11 protein-coding genes and 1 tRNA gene are annotated in these 13,646 nt (G+C 70.2%); 5 read left to right on the top strand and 7 right to left on the bottom strand.

Features of this window, described 5'->3' with window-relative positions; translation table 11 throughout:
- Window positions 1–159: 159 nt before the first annotated feature.
- Entirely contained in the window at window positions 160–666 is a 507-nt protein-coding gene (locus NBM05_RS10070; protein WP_254166933.1) for a DUF3145 family protein, read from the top strand.
- A gap of 281 nt (window positions 667–947) precedes the next feature.
- On the opposite strand, the gene fabF is transcribed toward NBM05_RS10070, so the two are convergent.
- From fabF to aceE, 5 genes are all read right to left on the bottom strand, one after another.
- Window positions 948–2,216, bottom strand: a complete 1,269-nt coding sequence (gene fabF / locus NBM05_RS10065) for a beta-ketoacyl-ACP synthase II (protein WP_254166932.1) — start codon at window positions 2,214–2,216, stop codon at window positions 948–950.
- Between the two features lie 153 nt (window positions 2,217–2,369).
- Window positions 2,370–2,612, bottom strand: coding sequence for an acyl carrier protein (locus NBM05_RS10060; RefSeq protein WP_129658672.1), 243 nt, complete (start codon window positions 2,610–2,612; stop codon window positions 2,370–2,372).
- A 189-nt stretch (window positions 2,613–2,801) separates the two neighbouring features.
- Window positions 2,802–3,830, bottom strand: coding sequence for a beta-ketoacyl-ACP synthase III (locus NBM05_RS10055; RefSeq protein ID WP_254166931.1), 1,029 nt, complete (start codon window positions 3,828–3,830; stop codon window positions 2,802–2,804).
- Between the two features lie 32 nt (window positions 3,831–3,862).
- The gene (locus NBM05_RS10050; protein ID WP_254166930.1) at window positions 3,863–4,765 is read right to left on the bottom strand and encodes an ACP S-malonyltransferase; all 903 of its coding nucleotides are present in this window, start codon (window positions 4,763–4,765) and stop codon (window positions 3,863–3,865) included.
- A gap of 99 nt (window positions 4,766–4,864) precedes the next feature.
- Window positions 4,865–7,606, bottom strand: a complete 2,742-nt coding sequence (aceE, locus tag NBM05_RS10045) for a pyruvate dehydrogenase (acetyl-transferring), homodimeric type (RefSeq protein WP_254166929.1) — start codon at window positions 7,604–7,606, stop codon at window positions 4,865–4,867.
- 328 nt (window positions 7,607–7,934) lie between these two features.
- On the opposite strand from aceE, the gene NBM05_RS10040 reads away from it, so the two are divergent.
- Together NBM05_RS10040 and NBM05_RS10035 are read left to right on the top strand one after the other, a co-directional pair.
- Window positions 7,935–8,348 (top strand): DUF3052 domain-containing protein, encoded by a 414-nt coding sequence (locus NBM05_RS10040; RefSeq protein WP_254166928.1) that lies wholly within the window; start codon window positions 7,935–7,937, stop codon window positions 8,346–8,348.
- A gap of 144 nt (window positions 8,349–8,492) precedes the next feature.
- Window positions 8,493–8,568 (top strand) — tRNA-Val (locus NBM05_RS10035).
- 244 nt (window positions 8,569–8,812) lie between these two features.
- On the opposite strand, the gene NBM05_RS10030 is transcribed toward NBM05_RS10035, so the two are convergent.
- Complete coding sequence (locus NBM05_RS10030; protein WP_254166927.1) at window positions 8,813–9,520, bottom strand: TetR/AcrR family transcriptional regulator; 708 nt, start codon at window positions 9,518–9,520, stop codon at window positions 8,813–8,815.
- Window positions 9,521–9,622: 102 nt separating this feature from the next.
- Here NBM05_RS10030 and NBM05_RS10025 point away from each other — a divergent pair, with 102 nt between their 5' ends.
- A complete protein-coding gene (locus NBM05_RS10025; protein WP_254166925.1) occupies window positions 9,623–11,086 on the top strand; it encodes an MFS transporter in 1,464 nt (487 codons plus the stop codon).
- Window positions 11,087–11,199: 113 nt separating this feature from the next.
- Here the strand turns inward: NBM05_RS10025 and NBM05_RS10020 are convergent, their stop codons facing one another.
- On the bottom strand, window positions 11,200–12,570 hold the full coding sequence (locus tag NBM05_RS10020; protein WP_254166924.1) for an SLC13 family permease: 1,371 nt from the start codon (window positions 12,568–12,570) through the stop codon (window positions 11,200–11,202).
- A 399-nt stretch (window positions 12,571–12,969) separates the two neighbouring features.
- On the opposite strand from NBM05_RS10020, the gene NBM05_RS10015 reads away from it, so the two are divergent.
- Window positions 12,970–13,515: an SRPBCC domain-containing protein gene (locus NBM05_RS10015; protein ID WP_254166923.1), complete on the top strand. Its 546-nt coding sequence runs from the start codon at window positions 12,970–12,972 to the stop codon at window positions 13,513–13,515.
- Window positions 13,516–13,646 lie beyond the last annotated feature (131 nt).

Raw genomic sequence — 13,646 nt, 5'->3', positions numbered from 1 at the left:
GCGGCCCCGCGCGGGCAACACGCCGGGCCGCACGACGCCGTGTGACGCGGGCGGCCGGCGTCGTGGTGCACAATGGGGGACAACCGACCGAGAGCCTCACAGCCACCGGACACCGTCAGATCGTTGGGGAAGACGCATCTGACGAGCAAGGGAGCCACCGTGAGCAGCGACGACACCCGCGGGATCATCCACGTCCACGCGGCCCCGCGGGCCCTGTGCCCGCACGTCCAATGGGCGCTGGAGGCCGTGGCCGGGCAGACCACGGACCTGCAGTGGGGCGTCCAGAGCGAACTGGCCGGCCACGTCCGCGCGACGCTCGAGTGGCACGGCCCGCCGGGCACCGGCGCCGTGCTGGCCTCGGCCCTGCGGCGGCTCACCGGCCTCTACTTCGAGGTCTACGAGGAGTCGAGCCGCGGTCACGACGCCGGCCGCTGGGCCTGCACCCCGGCGCTGGGCGTCTTCTACGGGATGACCGACGCGTTGGGAAACACCGTGATCACGGAGGACCGAGTGCGGCACGCCTACGAGATGGCCCGCGGCGACTCGCGCGCCCTGCTCCGCCAGTTCCAGCTCGCGCTCGGGGAGGCCTGGGACGACGAGCTCGAGCCCCTTCGCTCCTGCGCGACGGCGCCGTGCGATGTCCGCCAGCTGTACCGGGTCGGCTGAGCCCGAGCTCGGAGCGCGGGACACGCTCGTCGGGACGTCAGAGGGGAGACTCGTCTCGAGCACGGAACGAGAGTCCCGATCATCGACCCGAGGACAGCCTCGATCATTGACCCGAGGACAGCCCCGATCATCGACCCCAGGACAGCCCCGATCATCGACCCCCAGGAGAGCCCGATCATCGACCCTGACGGGAGCCCCACCCATCAACCCCAGAGACGCCCAGAGCGCGGACCGATCAGCGATCGGCCCGCGCCCGGCGCGGAAGAGTCTGCCAGTCGACGCTAGGACACGCTGCGGAACGCCGCCACCGCGTTGTGGCCGCCGAACCCGAACGAGTTGGAGACCGCCACGATCTCCCCGGCGGGAAGGTCGCGGGCCTCGGTCACGACGTCGAGGTCGATCTGCGGGTCCTTGTTCTCCAGGTTGATGGTCGCGGGCGCCTTGTGGTCCCGGACGGCCAGGACCGTCATGACGGACTCGATCGCCCCGGCCGCGCCGAGGAGGTGACCGGTCATGGACTTGGTCGCGGAGACCGCCATCTGGTCCGTGGCGTCGCCGAACGCCCGGCGCAGGGCCGTGGCCTCCGGGATGTCGCCCACCGGCGTCGAGGTCGCGTGCGCGTTGACGTGCACGACGTCCTCGGCGGAGAAGTCGCCCGAGGCCATCGCCTCGCGCAGGGAGCGCGCCGCGCCCTCGCCCTCGTTGTCCGGGGCGGTGATGTGGTACGCGTCGGAGGAGACGCCGGTGCCCGCCAGCTCCGCGTAGATCCGCGCGCCCCGGGCCTTGGCGTGCTCCTCGGACTCCAGGATGAGGGCGGCGGCGCCCTCGCCCATCACGAAGCCGTCGCGGTCGACGTCGTACGGGCGGGAGGCGCGCTCCGGCTCGTCGTTGCGGGTCGAGAGGGCCTGCATGCGCGCGAAGGCCGCGAGCGGCAGCGGGTGGATCGAGGCCTCGGTGCCGCCGGTGATGACGACGTCGGCCTTGCCCGAGCGGATGAGCTCCAGCCCGAGGTGGATCGACTCGGTGCCCGAGGCGCACGCCGAGACCACGGTCTGCGCCGTGGAGCGCGCCTTGTGGTTCAGGGCGATCGCGGCCGCGGACCCGTTGGGCATGAGCATGGGGACGGTCATGGGCATGACGCGGCGGGGGCCGCGCTCGCGCAGGGTGTCCCAGCTGTCCAGCAGGGTCCAGACGCCGCCGATGCCGGTCGCGTAGGAGACGGCCACGCGCTCCGGGTCCAGCTCCGTGCTGTCCTCGGCGTCCTCGCCGGAGAAGCCGGCGTCCCGCCAGGCCTGGCGGGCGCTGTGCACCGCGTACTGGCCCGAGGGATCGAGGCGCTTGGCCTCCACGCGGCTGATGAACTCGGACTCGCTGATGGGCCGGTTGATGCGGCCGGCGATGTAGACGGGCAGCTCGTACTCGGCGACCCAGTCGTCGGTCAGGGCCTTGACGCCGGACACGCCCGCCAGGGCGTTGTCCCACATCTCCTGGGCGCTGCTGCCGATGGGGGAGATCGCGCCCAGGCCGGTGACTACAACTTTGCGACTCATGTCAGACGTACTTTCTCGTCTCCACGCCACGCGCGGAACGCAACGTGCTCAAGGTGCCGAACCCGAGCGACGGATCAGGTTTCGAGGCGGGATGGACGGGTGATGAGGGAGGGGCGCGGCAGCCGCATCGGCGCCGCGCCCCGCAGGAGAACCCTAGGAGGCGTTCTCGATGAAGGAGACGGCGTCGCCCACGGTCTTGAGGTTCTTGACCTCTTCGTCCGGGATGGTCACGCCGAACTTCTCCTCCGCGTTGACCACGATGGTCATCATCGAGATCGAGTCGATGTCGAGGTCCTCGGTGAAGGACTTCTCGAGCTGGACGTCGGCGGTCTCGACGCCGGTCTCCTCGTTGACGATCTCGGCCAGGCCGGCGAGGATTTCGTTCTGATCTGCCATGGTTACTCCTTTGATAGTGGATCACGGTCCGCAGCGGCGTTCCGTGGGATCTCGTGCTCCCCCTGGCGGGGCCGGCCCGGTGGCCGGGACGTCAGTGGTGTCCGGACTCGATTTTAGCGGGTGAACCGGGGCGTACCCGACATATCCCGCCGGACGAGACCGGGCGCATCGGCGATTCAGCCTACCCGATCAGGGGAGGATGACCACCTGGGCCGCGTAGACCAGGCCCGCGCCGAAGCCGATCTGCAGGGCGGGCTTGCCCGAGAGCTCCGGGTTCTCCTCCAGCAGCCGGTGCGCGGCCAGCGGCACCGAGGCGGCCGAGGTGTTCCCGGCGTCGGCGATGTCGCGGCCGACCTTGACGGACTCCGGGAGCTTGAGGGTCTTGATGAGCTGGTCGATGATGCGCATGTTGGCCTGGTGGGGGATGAAGGCGCCGAGGTCCTCGGCGGCGATCCCGGCGGCGTCGAGCGCCTGCTGGGCCACCTTGGCCATCTCCCAGCCGGCCCAGCGGAAGACCGTGGGGCCGTCCTGGCGCAGCGTGGGCCAGACCTTCTCGCCCTCCTGGACCGGGTTGTTGACCCAGTCGCGGTTGCGCAGCTCGAGCATCGAGTGGCTCATGCTCACGGTGTCCCAGCGGGAGCCGTCCGAGCCCCACACGGTCGGGGCGATCCCGGGGGTCTCCGAGCGGCCGACCACGACGGCGCCCGCGCCGTCGCCCAGCAGGAAGGAGATGGAGCGCTCGGTGTTGTCGATGAAGTCAGAGAGCTTCTCGACGCCGACGACCAGCACGTTGCGCGCCGCGCCTGAGCGGACCAGCGCGTCGGCCTGGGCCACGCCGTAGCAGTAGCCGGCGCAGGCGGCCGAGATGTCGTAGGCCGGGGCCGGGGTGGCCCCGACGGCGTCGGCGACCTGGGCGGCCATCGACGGCGTCGCGTACGGGTGGCTGATGGTCGCGACGATCACGCCGTCGACCTCCTCGGCTGCGATGCCCGCGCGCTCGATGGCCTGCAGGGAGGCCCCCACCGCGAGGTCGAGGACGCTGGTGTCCTCGTCCGCGCGGTGCCGGGTGCTGATGCCCGTGCGGGTGCGGATCCACTCGTCGGAGGAGTCGATCCACTGGCACACGTCCTCATTGGTGACCACGACCTCGGGGCGGGCGGCCCCGAAGGCGAGGATCTTCGAGAAGTGCTCTACGGGGGCTGTGTTGAGAGTGACCACGGTTCTTACCTGTCTCGATGCTGCGTGGGGGTTCAGAGGCCGGGGAGCTCGTCGAGCTGTCCGGGTGTCGCGACGGCGACGGCCGGGACGCCCTTCATCCCCCGCTTGGCCAGGCCGGCGAGGGTGCCGGCCGGGGTGAGTTCGACGAGGCCGGCGACGTCGTGCTCCAGCATGGTCTGCATGCACAGGTCCCAGCGCACCGGGCGGGTCACCTGGTCCACGAGGCTCTGCAGCGCCGCGGCGCCGGAGGTGACCGGCTTGCCGTCGCGGTTGGACAGCAGGGTGCTCACCGGCTCGGAGGGGTGCATCCGCTCGGAGGCCTCCTGCAGTGGGCCCACGGCCGGGCGCATGTGGGCGGTGTGGAACGCGCCGGCCACCTTGAGCGGGATGACGCGGGTCTTGGCCGGGGGGTTCTCCGCGAAGGCCTCGAGCTGGGCCCGGGTGCCGGCGGCCACGATCTGGCCGCCGCCGTTGGAGTTGGCCGCGGTCAGACCGGCGGCCTCGATCGCGGCGCGGACCTCGTCCTCGACGCCGCCGAGCACCGCGGCCATGCCGGTGGGCTCGGCCGCGGCGGCCGCGGCCATGCCGTCGGCGCGGACCTTGATGAAGCGCATCGCGTCCTCGGGGGAAAGGACGCCGGCCAGGGCGCTGGCGGTGATCTCGCCGACCGAGTGCCCGGCCCAGAGGATCTCGGCGTCGCCGAGGCGCTCGTGCACCAGCTCGCCGACGGCGATCCCGGCCGCGACGATCAGCGGCTGCGCGATCGCGGTGTCCTTGATGGTCTCCTCGTCGGCCTCGGTCCCGTAGTGGATGAGGTCGAGTCCGACGACGTCCCCGAGCGTCCGCAGCCGGTCGGCGACGCCGTCCAGCTCGAGCCACGGGGCGAGGAAGCCTGGTTTCTGAGAGCCCTGTCCGGGGCAGAGTATTGCAAGCACGAGCTATAGCTTTCCAGAAAAGAGGGGGGCAGTCACATTCGGGCCGTACGACAGTGGCCGGAACCTCACGGTCCCGGCCACGGTCGTCACGGTGATCGGCTAGGCGTCGCCGCCCGAGTTGCCGCTGGTCCCGGCGTTGACGTCGAGCAGGTCGTACTTCTCGATCGCCTTCGCCGGCGCGTCCTTGTCGACCTCGCCGCGCTGGGCGAGCATCTCCAGGGCGCGGACCACGATCGAGTGCGAGTCGATGTGGAAGAAGCGACGCGCACCCGCGCGGGTGTCCGAGAAGCCGAAGCCGTCGGCGCCGAGGCTCGCGAAGTCGTTCGGCACGTACTGGCGGATCTGGTCCGGCACGTCCGAGGCGAAGTCGGAGGCCGCGACGATCGGACCCTCGGCGCCCTTCAGCTGCTGCGCGACGAACGGCACGCGCGGCTCGTCGCCCGGGTTGAGCATGGCGTCCTTCTCGGCGGCCATGCCGTCGCGGCGCAGCTCGTTCCACGAGGTCACGGACCAGACGTCCGCGGCCACGCCCCACTCCTCGGCGAGGATCTCCTGGGCCTCGAGGGCCCACGGGACGCCGACGCCGGAGGCGAGCAGCTGCGCCTTGGGGCCGCTGTTCTCCGCGGTCTTGACGCGGTGGATGCCCCCGACGATGCCGGCCACGTCCACGTCCTCCGGCTCGGCCGGCTGGACGATCGGCTCGTTGTACACCGTGAGGTAGTACATGACGTTGTGGTCCTCGTCGCCGGTGCCGTACATGTGCTCGATGCCGCGCTTGACGATGTGGCCGAGCTCGTAGCCGTAGGCGGCGTCGTAGTGGATGACGGCCGGGTTGGTCGCGGACAGGAGGGGCGAGTGCCCGTCCATGTGCTGCAGCCCCTCGCCGGTCAGCGTCGTCCGGCCCGCGGTGGCGCCGATGATGAAGCCGCGGCTCAGCTGGTCGGCGGCGGCCCAGAAGGCGTCGCCGGTGCGCTGGAAGCCGAACATCGAGTAGAAGATGTACACCGGGATCATCGGCACGCCGTGCGTGGAGTAGGACGAGCCTACGGCGGTGAACGCCGCGGTCGCGCCGGCCTCGTTGATGCCCACGTGCAGCAGCTGGCCCTGGGCCGACTCCTTGTAGGCGAGCATCAGCTCGCGGTCCACGGACAGGTAGTTCTGGCCGTTGGGGTTGTAGATCTTCGACGTCGGGAAGAACGAGTCCATGCCGAAGGTGCGGGCCTCGTCGGGGATGATCGGCACGATGTGCTTGCCGAACTCCTTGTCCCGCATGAGGTCCTTGAGCAGGCGGACGAAGGCCATGGTGGTGGCCGCCATCTGCTTGCCGGAGCCCTTCTTGGCGCTCGAGTAGGCCTTGTCGTCCGGCAGGATCAGCTCGCGCTGGGAACCGTCCCGGTAGGGGACGAACCCGCCGAGCTCCTTGCGGCGCTCCATCATGTACTTGATCTCGGGCGAGTCGGCGCCCGGGTGGTAGTACGGGGCGCCGTAGAGGTCGCTGTCCAGCTGCTCGTCGGTGATCGGGATGCGCAGGCGGTCGCGGAAGACCTTGAGGTCGTCCAGCGTCAGCTTCTTCATCTGGTGGGTCGCGTTGCGGCCCTCGAAGTGGGTGCCGAGGCCGTAGCCCTTGATGCCCTGGGCCAGGATGACGGTGGGGCGGCCCTTGGTCTCCATCGCGGCCTTGTAGGCGGCGTAGACCTTGCGGTAGTCGTGGGCGCCGCGCTTGAGCGACCAGATCTCGTCGTCCGTCATGTCCGCGACCAGTTCCTTGGTCTCGGGCGAGCGGCCGAAGAAGTGCTCGCGGACGAACGCGCCGGACTCCGCCTTGTAGGTCTGGTAGTCGCCGTCGAGCGTCTCGTTCATGACGCGGACGAGCTCGCCGTTCTTGTCCTTCTCGAGCAGCTCGTCCCACTCGCGGCCCCAGAGGACCTTGATGACGTGCCAGCCGGCGCCGCGGAAGAACGCCTCGAGCTCCTGGATGATCTTGCCGTTGCCGCGGACGGGTCCGTCCAGGCGCTGCAGGTTGCAGTTGACGACGAAGGTCAGGTTGTCCAGCTTGTCGTTGGCCGCGAGCTGCAGGGCGCCGCGCGACTCGGGCTCGTCCATCTCGCCGTCGCCCAGGAAGGCCCAGACGTGCTGCTGCGAGGTGTCCTTGATGCCGCGGTTGTCCAGGTACTTGTTGAACTGCGCCTGGTGGATCGCGTTGAGCGGGCCGATGCCCATGGACACCGTGGGGAACTGCCAGAAGTCCTCCTTGCACCGGGGGTGCGGATAGGAGGGGAGGCCGTCCTTGCCCTTGGTCTTCTCCTGGCGGAACCCGTCGAGCTGGTCCTCGGTCAGGCGGCCCTCGAGGTAGGCCCGGGCGTAGTTGCCGGGGGAGGAGTGGCCCTGGAAGAAGACCTGGTCGCCGCCGCCGGGGTGGTCCTGGCCGCGGAAGAAGTGGTTGAGGCCGATCTCGTAGAGGGTCGCCACGCCGGCGTAGCTCGAGATGTGACCGCCGACCCCGATCTCGGGGCGCTGCGCCCGGTGCACCATCACGGCCGCGTTCCAGCGCAGGAAGGCGCGGTAGCGGCGCTCGATCTCCTCGTCGCCCGGGAAGTCGGGCTCCTGGTCGACGGGGATGGTGTTCACGTAGTCCGTGGTGGTCACGGTGGGGACCTGGACGCTCTTGGCGCCGGCACGCTGAAGGAGGCGGCGGATGATGTACTGCGCGCGCTCGCTGCCCTGGGTCTGCACCAGGTCATCGAACGCCTCGATCCACTCGGCCGTCTCTTCGTGGTCCTGATCCGCGAGCCCACGGGTGAGGGCGCTGAGGATGTGGTCATTCGTCTCTGAGGGAGCCACGTTTAACCTCTCTGTGTCGATGTGAGGAGAAGCTCCCACCCGGTGGGGTGGTTCAGGTGCTCGACGTCGGTCACCCGGGCTTCGTCCCTATGGTGTCACACGCATGCGTGCGCATGCGTCGCCCCGGTGGATAAACCGGGATGAGGCGGTGGTCACCGCCGTCCGTCACGAAGATTACAATGCGTGTGTGGGATCACATAGATCTGGTCACTACTTGATACTGTGCGAAATCCGGTGTTGGCTGGATACAGCGCAGGATGTGATGTTCCAGTCATCCCGCCGGAACCCGGGGAGTGTCCGGGTCCATCGACCTTCAGGAGGAACGTACGTGAACGAGACCAAGACCGCCGACACCCGCGCGGCAGTCCTACTTGGTTTCAAGGATGAGGACCTCATCCAGGAATTGGGCTACGACGAGGACGTCGACTTCGACCTTCGCGAGGACCTGGAGGACTTCACGGGCAGCGAGCTCCTGGACGAGGACGATCAGGAGGTGGTCGACGCCGTGCTGCTCTGGTGGCGCGACGGCGACGGAGACCTCGTGGACGCGCTCGTGGACTCTCTGATCACCCTGGACGAGAAGGGCGTGGTGTGGGTCCTGACCCCGAAGTCCGGCCGTGAGGGGCACGTGCCCCCGGCCGACCTCCAGGAGGCGGCGCCGACCGCGGGCCTCAAGCTCACCACCACCGCGGCGGTCTCGCCGGACTGGGCCGCGACGCGCCTGGTCACCACCAAGTTCTAGGCGCCCTCCGGACAGCCGCGCGCGTGTGTCCGACCTCACGCTGCGCGGGTGTCTGACAGGTCGTGGGCGCGCGAGGGGTTCCTGTACTGTGATCTCTCGGATCGGGTGCTGGCCGCTGCGCAAGTAGCCCACCCGGCCGCCCAAGGGTCTTTAGCTCAGCTGGTAGAGCGCCACGTTTACACCGTGGATGTCATCGGTTCGATCCCGGTAGGACCCACCAGAATGTCGCCGTCGAAGGACGCCTAGGGGCTCCTCCGCGCGAATCCACGAAAGACGCCGACGCCACGGCGTCGTCGTCCTCCTCTCCGACTTCGGCCGAGCAGAGGCTGACTCCTTGCTCTCGTCGGGCCCCTTCCGCGCCCCGGGGCCCCTTCCGCTCGCCGGTGCCGCCTTCGAGGCTATTGGGATGACCGCGAGGAGCCGTCTCGGGACCACGTGACTGGCCGCCCGGCCTCCCGCCGGGGTCAGCGTCCGGCCGTCAGGCGCAGGCCGGCCAGGAGCAGGTCCAGGCCGGCGCGGAACTGATCGCGGTCGTCGTGCGTCGCGAATTCGTCGACGATGTGGTGGATGAAGGGGTATTCCGCCGGGTCGAGCGCGCGCCACTCGGCGGTCGCTCCCGCGAGGTAGTCATCGCGATCCATCTCGCCCGAGACGACCGCGGCGGGCGGCTCCTGGCCCATGTCGGCCGCCGTGCCGATCACGAATCCGACGATCGCGGACGTCCCGTGGAAGCACTGCCGGGGGCTCAGCTCCAGGCGCATGACCTGCTCGCCGATCTTCTCGTAGAGCTTCCGCGAGTTCACCTGCTGCCCCGTGTCGCGCATGGCGTAGGCGCCGAGCCACGGACGGTCCACGATCGCGTCGAACATCGCGACGGCGATCGTGCGCAGGTCGTCGATGGGGTCGCCGCCGCCGACGTCCGAGACGTCGTTCAGCACGCCGGCGAGCACCGAGTCCGCGGCCAGGTCGAGCAGCTCGTCGCGGCCGGAGACGTACCAGTAGATGCTCGCCGGGCCCCCGCCGAGGCGCGTCGCGAGCGCCCGGATCGTCAACCCCTGCGCCCCCGACTCGTCCAGGATCCCGACGGCCGCGGCCAGCACGGCCTCGATGGAGTGGGACGTGCGCACCCGTCGTCGTGTCCGCGTCTGCTGCTGCTCTCGCTGTTCGGCCATGGCTCCATTCCATCACAGGGATTGCGCTCTATCGAACGGTGATCTATTCTATCGATCAGCGTTCGAGTAACGAACGCTGTTCGATACCGTGGAGGAGTCACCATGACCAGCCCATCCGTCACCGCGCCCGCGTCCCGCGTGTACACCTCCCTGCGTGCGGCGTGGATTCCCCTCGCCGCCCTCTGCCTAGCGTTCTTCGTGGAGATGGTCGACAACACGCTCCTGTCCATCGCGCTGCCGACGATCGGGCGGGACCTGGGCGGCGACACGACCGCACTGCAGTGGATCAACGGCGCGTACTCCCTGACCTTCGGCGGCCTGCTGCTCACGGCCGGCTCGATCGCCGACCGCTTCGGCCGACGGCGCGTGCTGCAGGTCGGACTGGCCGCGTTCGGCATCCTGAGCCTCGCCGCCCTCCTGGTCGGCGGCACCGGTGAGCTCATCGCCCTCCGCGCCGCGCTCGGCGTCGCGGCGGCCGCGATGGCGCCGATCACCAACTCCCTCGTCTTCCGCCTGTTCGACGACGACACCCTCCGGATGAGGGCGATCACGCTCATGATGGTGGTCGGCATGTCGGGCTTCGTCGCGGGGCCCCTGCTGGGCGGCACGATGCTCGCGCACCTGCCGTGGCAGTGGCTGCTGCTCATCAACGCTCCGCTCGCGCTCCTCGCGTGCCTCGGCGTGCACTTCGGCGTCGCCGCCGACGAGCCGGGCGGGCTCACCCGGGACCGCCTCGACCTGCCGGGCGCAGCGCTGAGCATCCTCGCGATCGGTCTCGCGTGCTACACGTTGACCAGCGGCGTGCAGAACGGATGGCTGGCGCCGATCACCCTCGCGGTCGCGGTGGGCGCCGTCGTATCCGCCGCCCTCTTCGTCGCGCACGAACGACGCACGGCCTCGCCGATGCTCGACCTGTCGCTCTTCCGCCTCGGCACCGTGCGCGGCGCGGCGCTCGCGCAGATCGGGACCTCGATCGCGATGGCGGGGGTCATGTTCGCCCTCGTGCTCCACTTCCAGTACGCCTGGGGATGGAGCCCGACGATCGCCGGCCTCGCGAACCTGCCCCTCATCGTCACGATGATCCTCGCGACGCCCGTGACGGAGTGGCTCGTCCGACGGTTCGGTCATCGCGTCGCCTGCCTCATCGGCGCCGTGCTGCTCGCAGCGGGCCTCGCCGCGATGGCGTGGGCGGTCGAGCAGACGTACCTCGCCGTCGCCCTCGCGATGGTCGTCATGACCGTCGGCCTCCGCACCGTCATGACGATCTGCGCCGTGGCGCTCGTCGGAGCGATGCCGGAGGAGCGCACGTCGATGGGCGCCGCCCTCAACGACACCGCCCAGGAGGTCGGCACGAGCATCGGCACGGCGTTCATCGGCACGTTCATCGCCGTGCTCGTGACCGCGGTGCTGCCGGACGGGACGTGGAGCACGGAGCTCGTCTCGTCGTACTTCCGCGGGGAACAGGTCGCGTTCATCGTGCTCGCCGTCGCGGTCGGGCTCATCTCCGGGATCGGCGCCCTCACCCTCACCGACTCCCAGGCCACGGACGAACGCGCCCCGCAGTGAACCGATGGACGACCACGCCCCCGCAGCCTCGAACGGGTCGGGCGGCGGGGGCGTGGTCGGGCGGGGGGTGTGGTCCGCGCGGCGGGCGCCTCGCAGGGGCGGCGCCGCGGCGATCAGCCCAGCATGAAGGGCACCACCATGAGCGCCAGGGTGACCACCGGCCCGATGATCACCATGGACAGGCCCCACCGGGTGAGGTTCCGGTTCACCCGGGCCCGGTGCTCCTCGACCGTCGAGGCGACGATCGTGGCGCCCGTGGTCCCGAAGGGGGCGCAGTCCACCAGCGAGGCGGAGATCGCCAGGGCGTAGATGAAGCCGGTCGTCTCCAGGCCGCCGCCGGGCAGCAGCAGCGGCACGGCCAGCGGGATGAGCGCGCCGATGATGCCGATCGTCGAGGCGAACGCCGAGACGAGTGCGGCGATGATGCACAGCACGAGTGCTGCGAGCAGCGGGCTGCTGACCGAGCGGGCCACCTCGCCCAGCTGGTCGATGGCCCCGAGGCGCGTCAGCACCTCGACGTAGGTGATGATGCCGCCCAGCAGCAGGATGGTGTTCCAGTCCACGCGGTTCAGGCCGCGCTTGCCGACCTGCGGGTCCAGGAGCGTGATGATCACCGCGATGGTGAGGGCGACGACGCCCAGGTTGACGTCGACGTCGGCCACGGTCAGCGCGAAGAACGCGATCACCAGGACCGGGATCGAGATCATCACCAGCACCTGCAGCGGGGTGAGCGTGGCCCGCCGGGTCGCGACCTTGACGGAGCCCGAGCCGGAGTCGGTCAGGACGGCCGTGCCGGAGCCGGCGCCGTGGGAGCCGCCCGCCGGGCCACCGGCGGAGGGGCCCGACGTCGCGCCCTCGCCGCCGCGGCCCGCGCCGCGGGTGCGCTCGATCAGCTCGCGGCCGCCGAACATGAAGAAGACCACGAGGACGATCAGGGCGTTGATCCCGATGGACAGCCCGAACATCAGCAGCGGGCTGTAGGCGACGCCGGCGCTGTTGGCCACCGACATCACGGTGATGCCGACGATGCTGGTGGGGGCCAGCGCGCCGCCCACGATGGCGGAGCTCATGATCAGCCCCATCATCGTCGAGTTGATGCGGTGGCTGTGGGCCAGGCTCATGGCGATGGGCACGACGGCGAAGGCGGCGTGCGAGGTGCCGAGGCAGGCCACGAGCGTCGCGATGGCCCAGAGGCCCCAGGGCAGCAGGGCGACGCGGTGCCCGATCTTCTCCAGCGAGCGGTCGACGAGCCAGTCGATGGTGCCGGTCTCCCGGGCGATGCCGAAGAGGTAGGTGATGCCGAGGAGGATGATCAGGGCGTCGACGGGAAAGCCGCCGAGCACGTCGTCGAGGCCCTCGCCGACGACGAAGATCCCCACGATGAAGGAGCCGACGAGCGCGAGGGCGCCCATGTGGACGTTGCGGATCGCCGAGATCGCGAAGATCGCGACGAGTCCTATCAGTGCGATGACTTCCGTGGTCATGGTGTTCCTGTTCGTGGGTGCGGGCGACGTGCGGGGAACCGGTTCCCGACGAAGCCGAACAGGAGGGGCGCGGGGACCGCGGCCGGCTTTCCTGTGACGGACGTCATTGACCGGTGAAGCACTCTCACTCTGGCAGATTATCTACTTTTGTCAAGTATCTGCCCAAATAGTCACACGCGGTGTGAATGCGTGTTCCGGGACGGGGTCGACTCCACCCCGCCGCGCACCGGCCTCGATGCCGAGCGCGCTATGGTGTGGGAGTGACCTGGCTCACTAATGCTGAGGCGCCATCCCGCCGCGGCGGAGCGCATCCGCGCTCGGCGGGCACGGCCTCGGCCCGGCACTGAGCCGGCGCGCCGGCCCTCGGTGCGACCCGTCCCCGGATCCTAGGAGGACCCCATGACCCCGCCCCTCCCGACCCCTCCCACCGCGACCGGCCGCCGCATTGAGCGCGACGGCGTCCTCATGCTCGCCTACCGGCGCTCGCTCGACTCGCCGCTCGACTCCGTGTGGGCGGCCGTGACGGACCCGGACCGCCTGGCCCGCTGGGTCGGCACCTGGTCGGGGGACCCGGCGTCGGGCGCCGTGGAGTTCACCATGCTCTTCGAGGGCGAGGATCCCGCGCCCAGCCGCGTGACCATCGACGAGTGCGTGCCCTCCCGCCGGCTGGCCGTGCGCTCGGCCTCGGACGCGCCGGGGGAGCACGCGGCCGCGGACGAGTGGCTCTTCGCCTTCGACCTCGCCCAGGAAGGGGAGCGGACGGTTCTGTCGTTCACGCACGTGCTGACCTCGCCCGAGGCGGCCCTCGACTTCGGCCCCGGCTGGGACTACTACCTCGACCGGATGCAGCTCGCCGAGGCGGGGGAGGACCCGGGGTCGGTCGACTTCGCGGACTACCACCCGCGGCTGGTGGAGCACTACCGCGCCGAGTTCGGGGTCGCCTGAGCACCGGCTTCGGGGTGGCCTGACCGCCACGCTCGGTGCGGCCCAAGCCGGGGCCGGGCCGCGGGAGGGCACGACGACGCCCGCGGTCGGCACCCAGCGGTCGGCATTCCTGCGGTCGGCACCCCGCCCGG

It is taken from the genome of Rothia santali, assembly GCF_024199905.1.
In the GTDB taxonomy this organism is placed as follows: domain Bacteria; phylum Actinomycetota; class Actinomycetes; order Actinomycetales; family Micrococcaceae; genus Rothia; species Rothia santali.
Note: the sequence above shows the minus strand (reverse complement) of the source record. Positions and strands in the feature narration are given on the sequence as shown.

Bases quoted from the DNA above. Each gene is read 5' to 3' on its own strand.
- NBM05_RS10025 (WP_254166925.1), top strand. From the start codon at position 9,623: ATGACCAGCCCATCCGTCACCGCGCCCGCGTCCCGCGTGTACACCTCC.
- NBM05_RS10030 (WP_254166927.1), bottom strand. From the start codon at position 9,520: ATGGCCGAACAGCGAGAGCAGCAGCAGACGCGGACACGACGACGGGTG.
- fabF (WP_254166932.1), bottom strand. From the start codon at position 2,216: ATGAGTCGCAAAGTTGTAGTCACCGGCCTGGGCGCGATCTCCCCCATC.
- NBM05_RS10020 (WP_254166924.1), bottom strand. From the start codon at position 12,570: ATGACCACGGAAGTCATCGCACTGATAGGACTCGTCGCGATCTTCGCG.
- NBM05_RS10015 (WP_254166923.1), top strand. From the start codon at position 12,970: ATGACCCCGCCCCTCCCGACCCCTCCCACCGCGACCGGCCGCCGCATT.
- NBM05_RS10060 (WP_129658672.1), bottom strand. From the start codon at position 2,612: ATGGCAGATCAGAACGAAATCCTCGCCGGCCTGGCCGAGATCGTCAAC.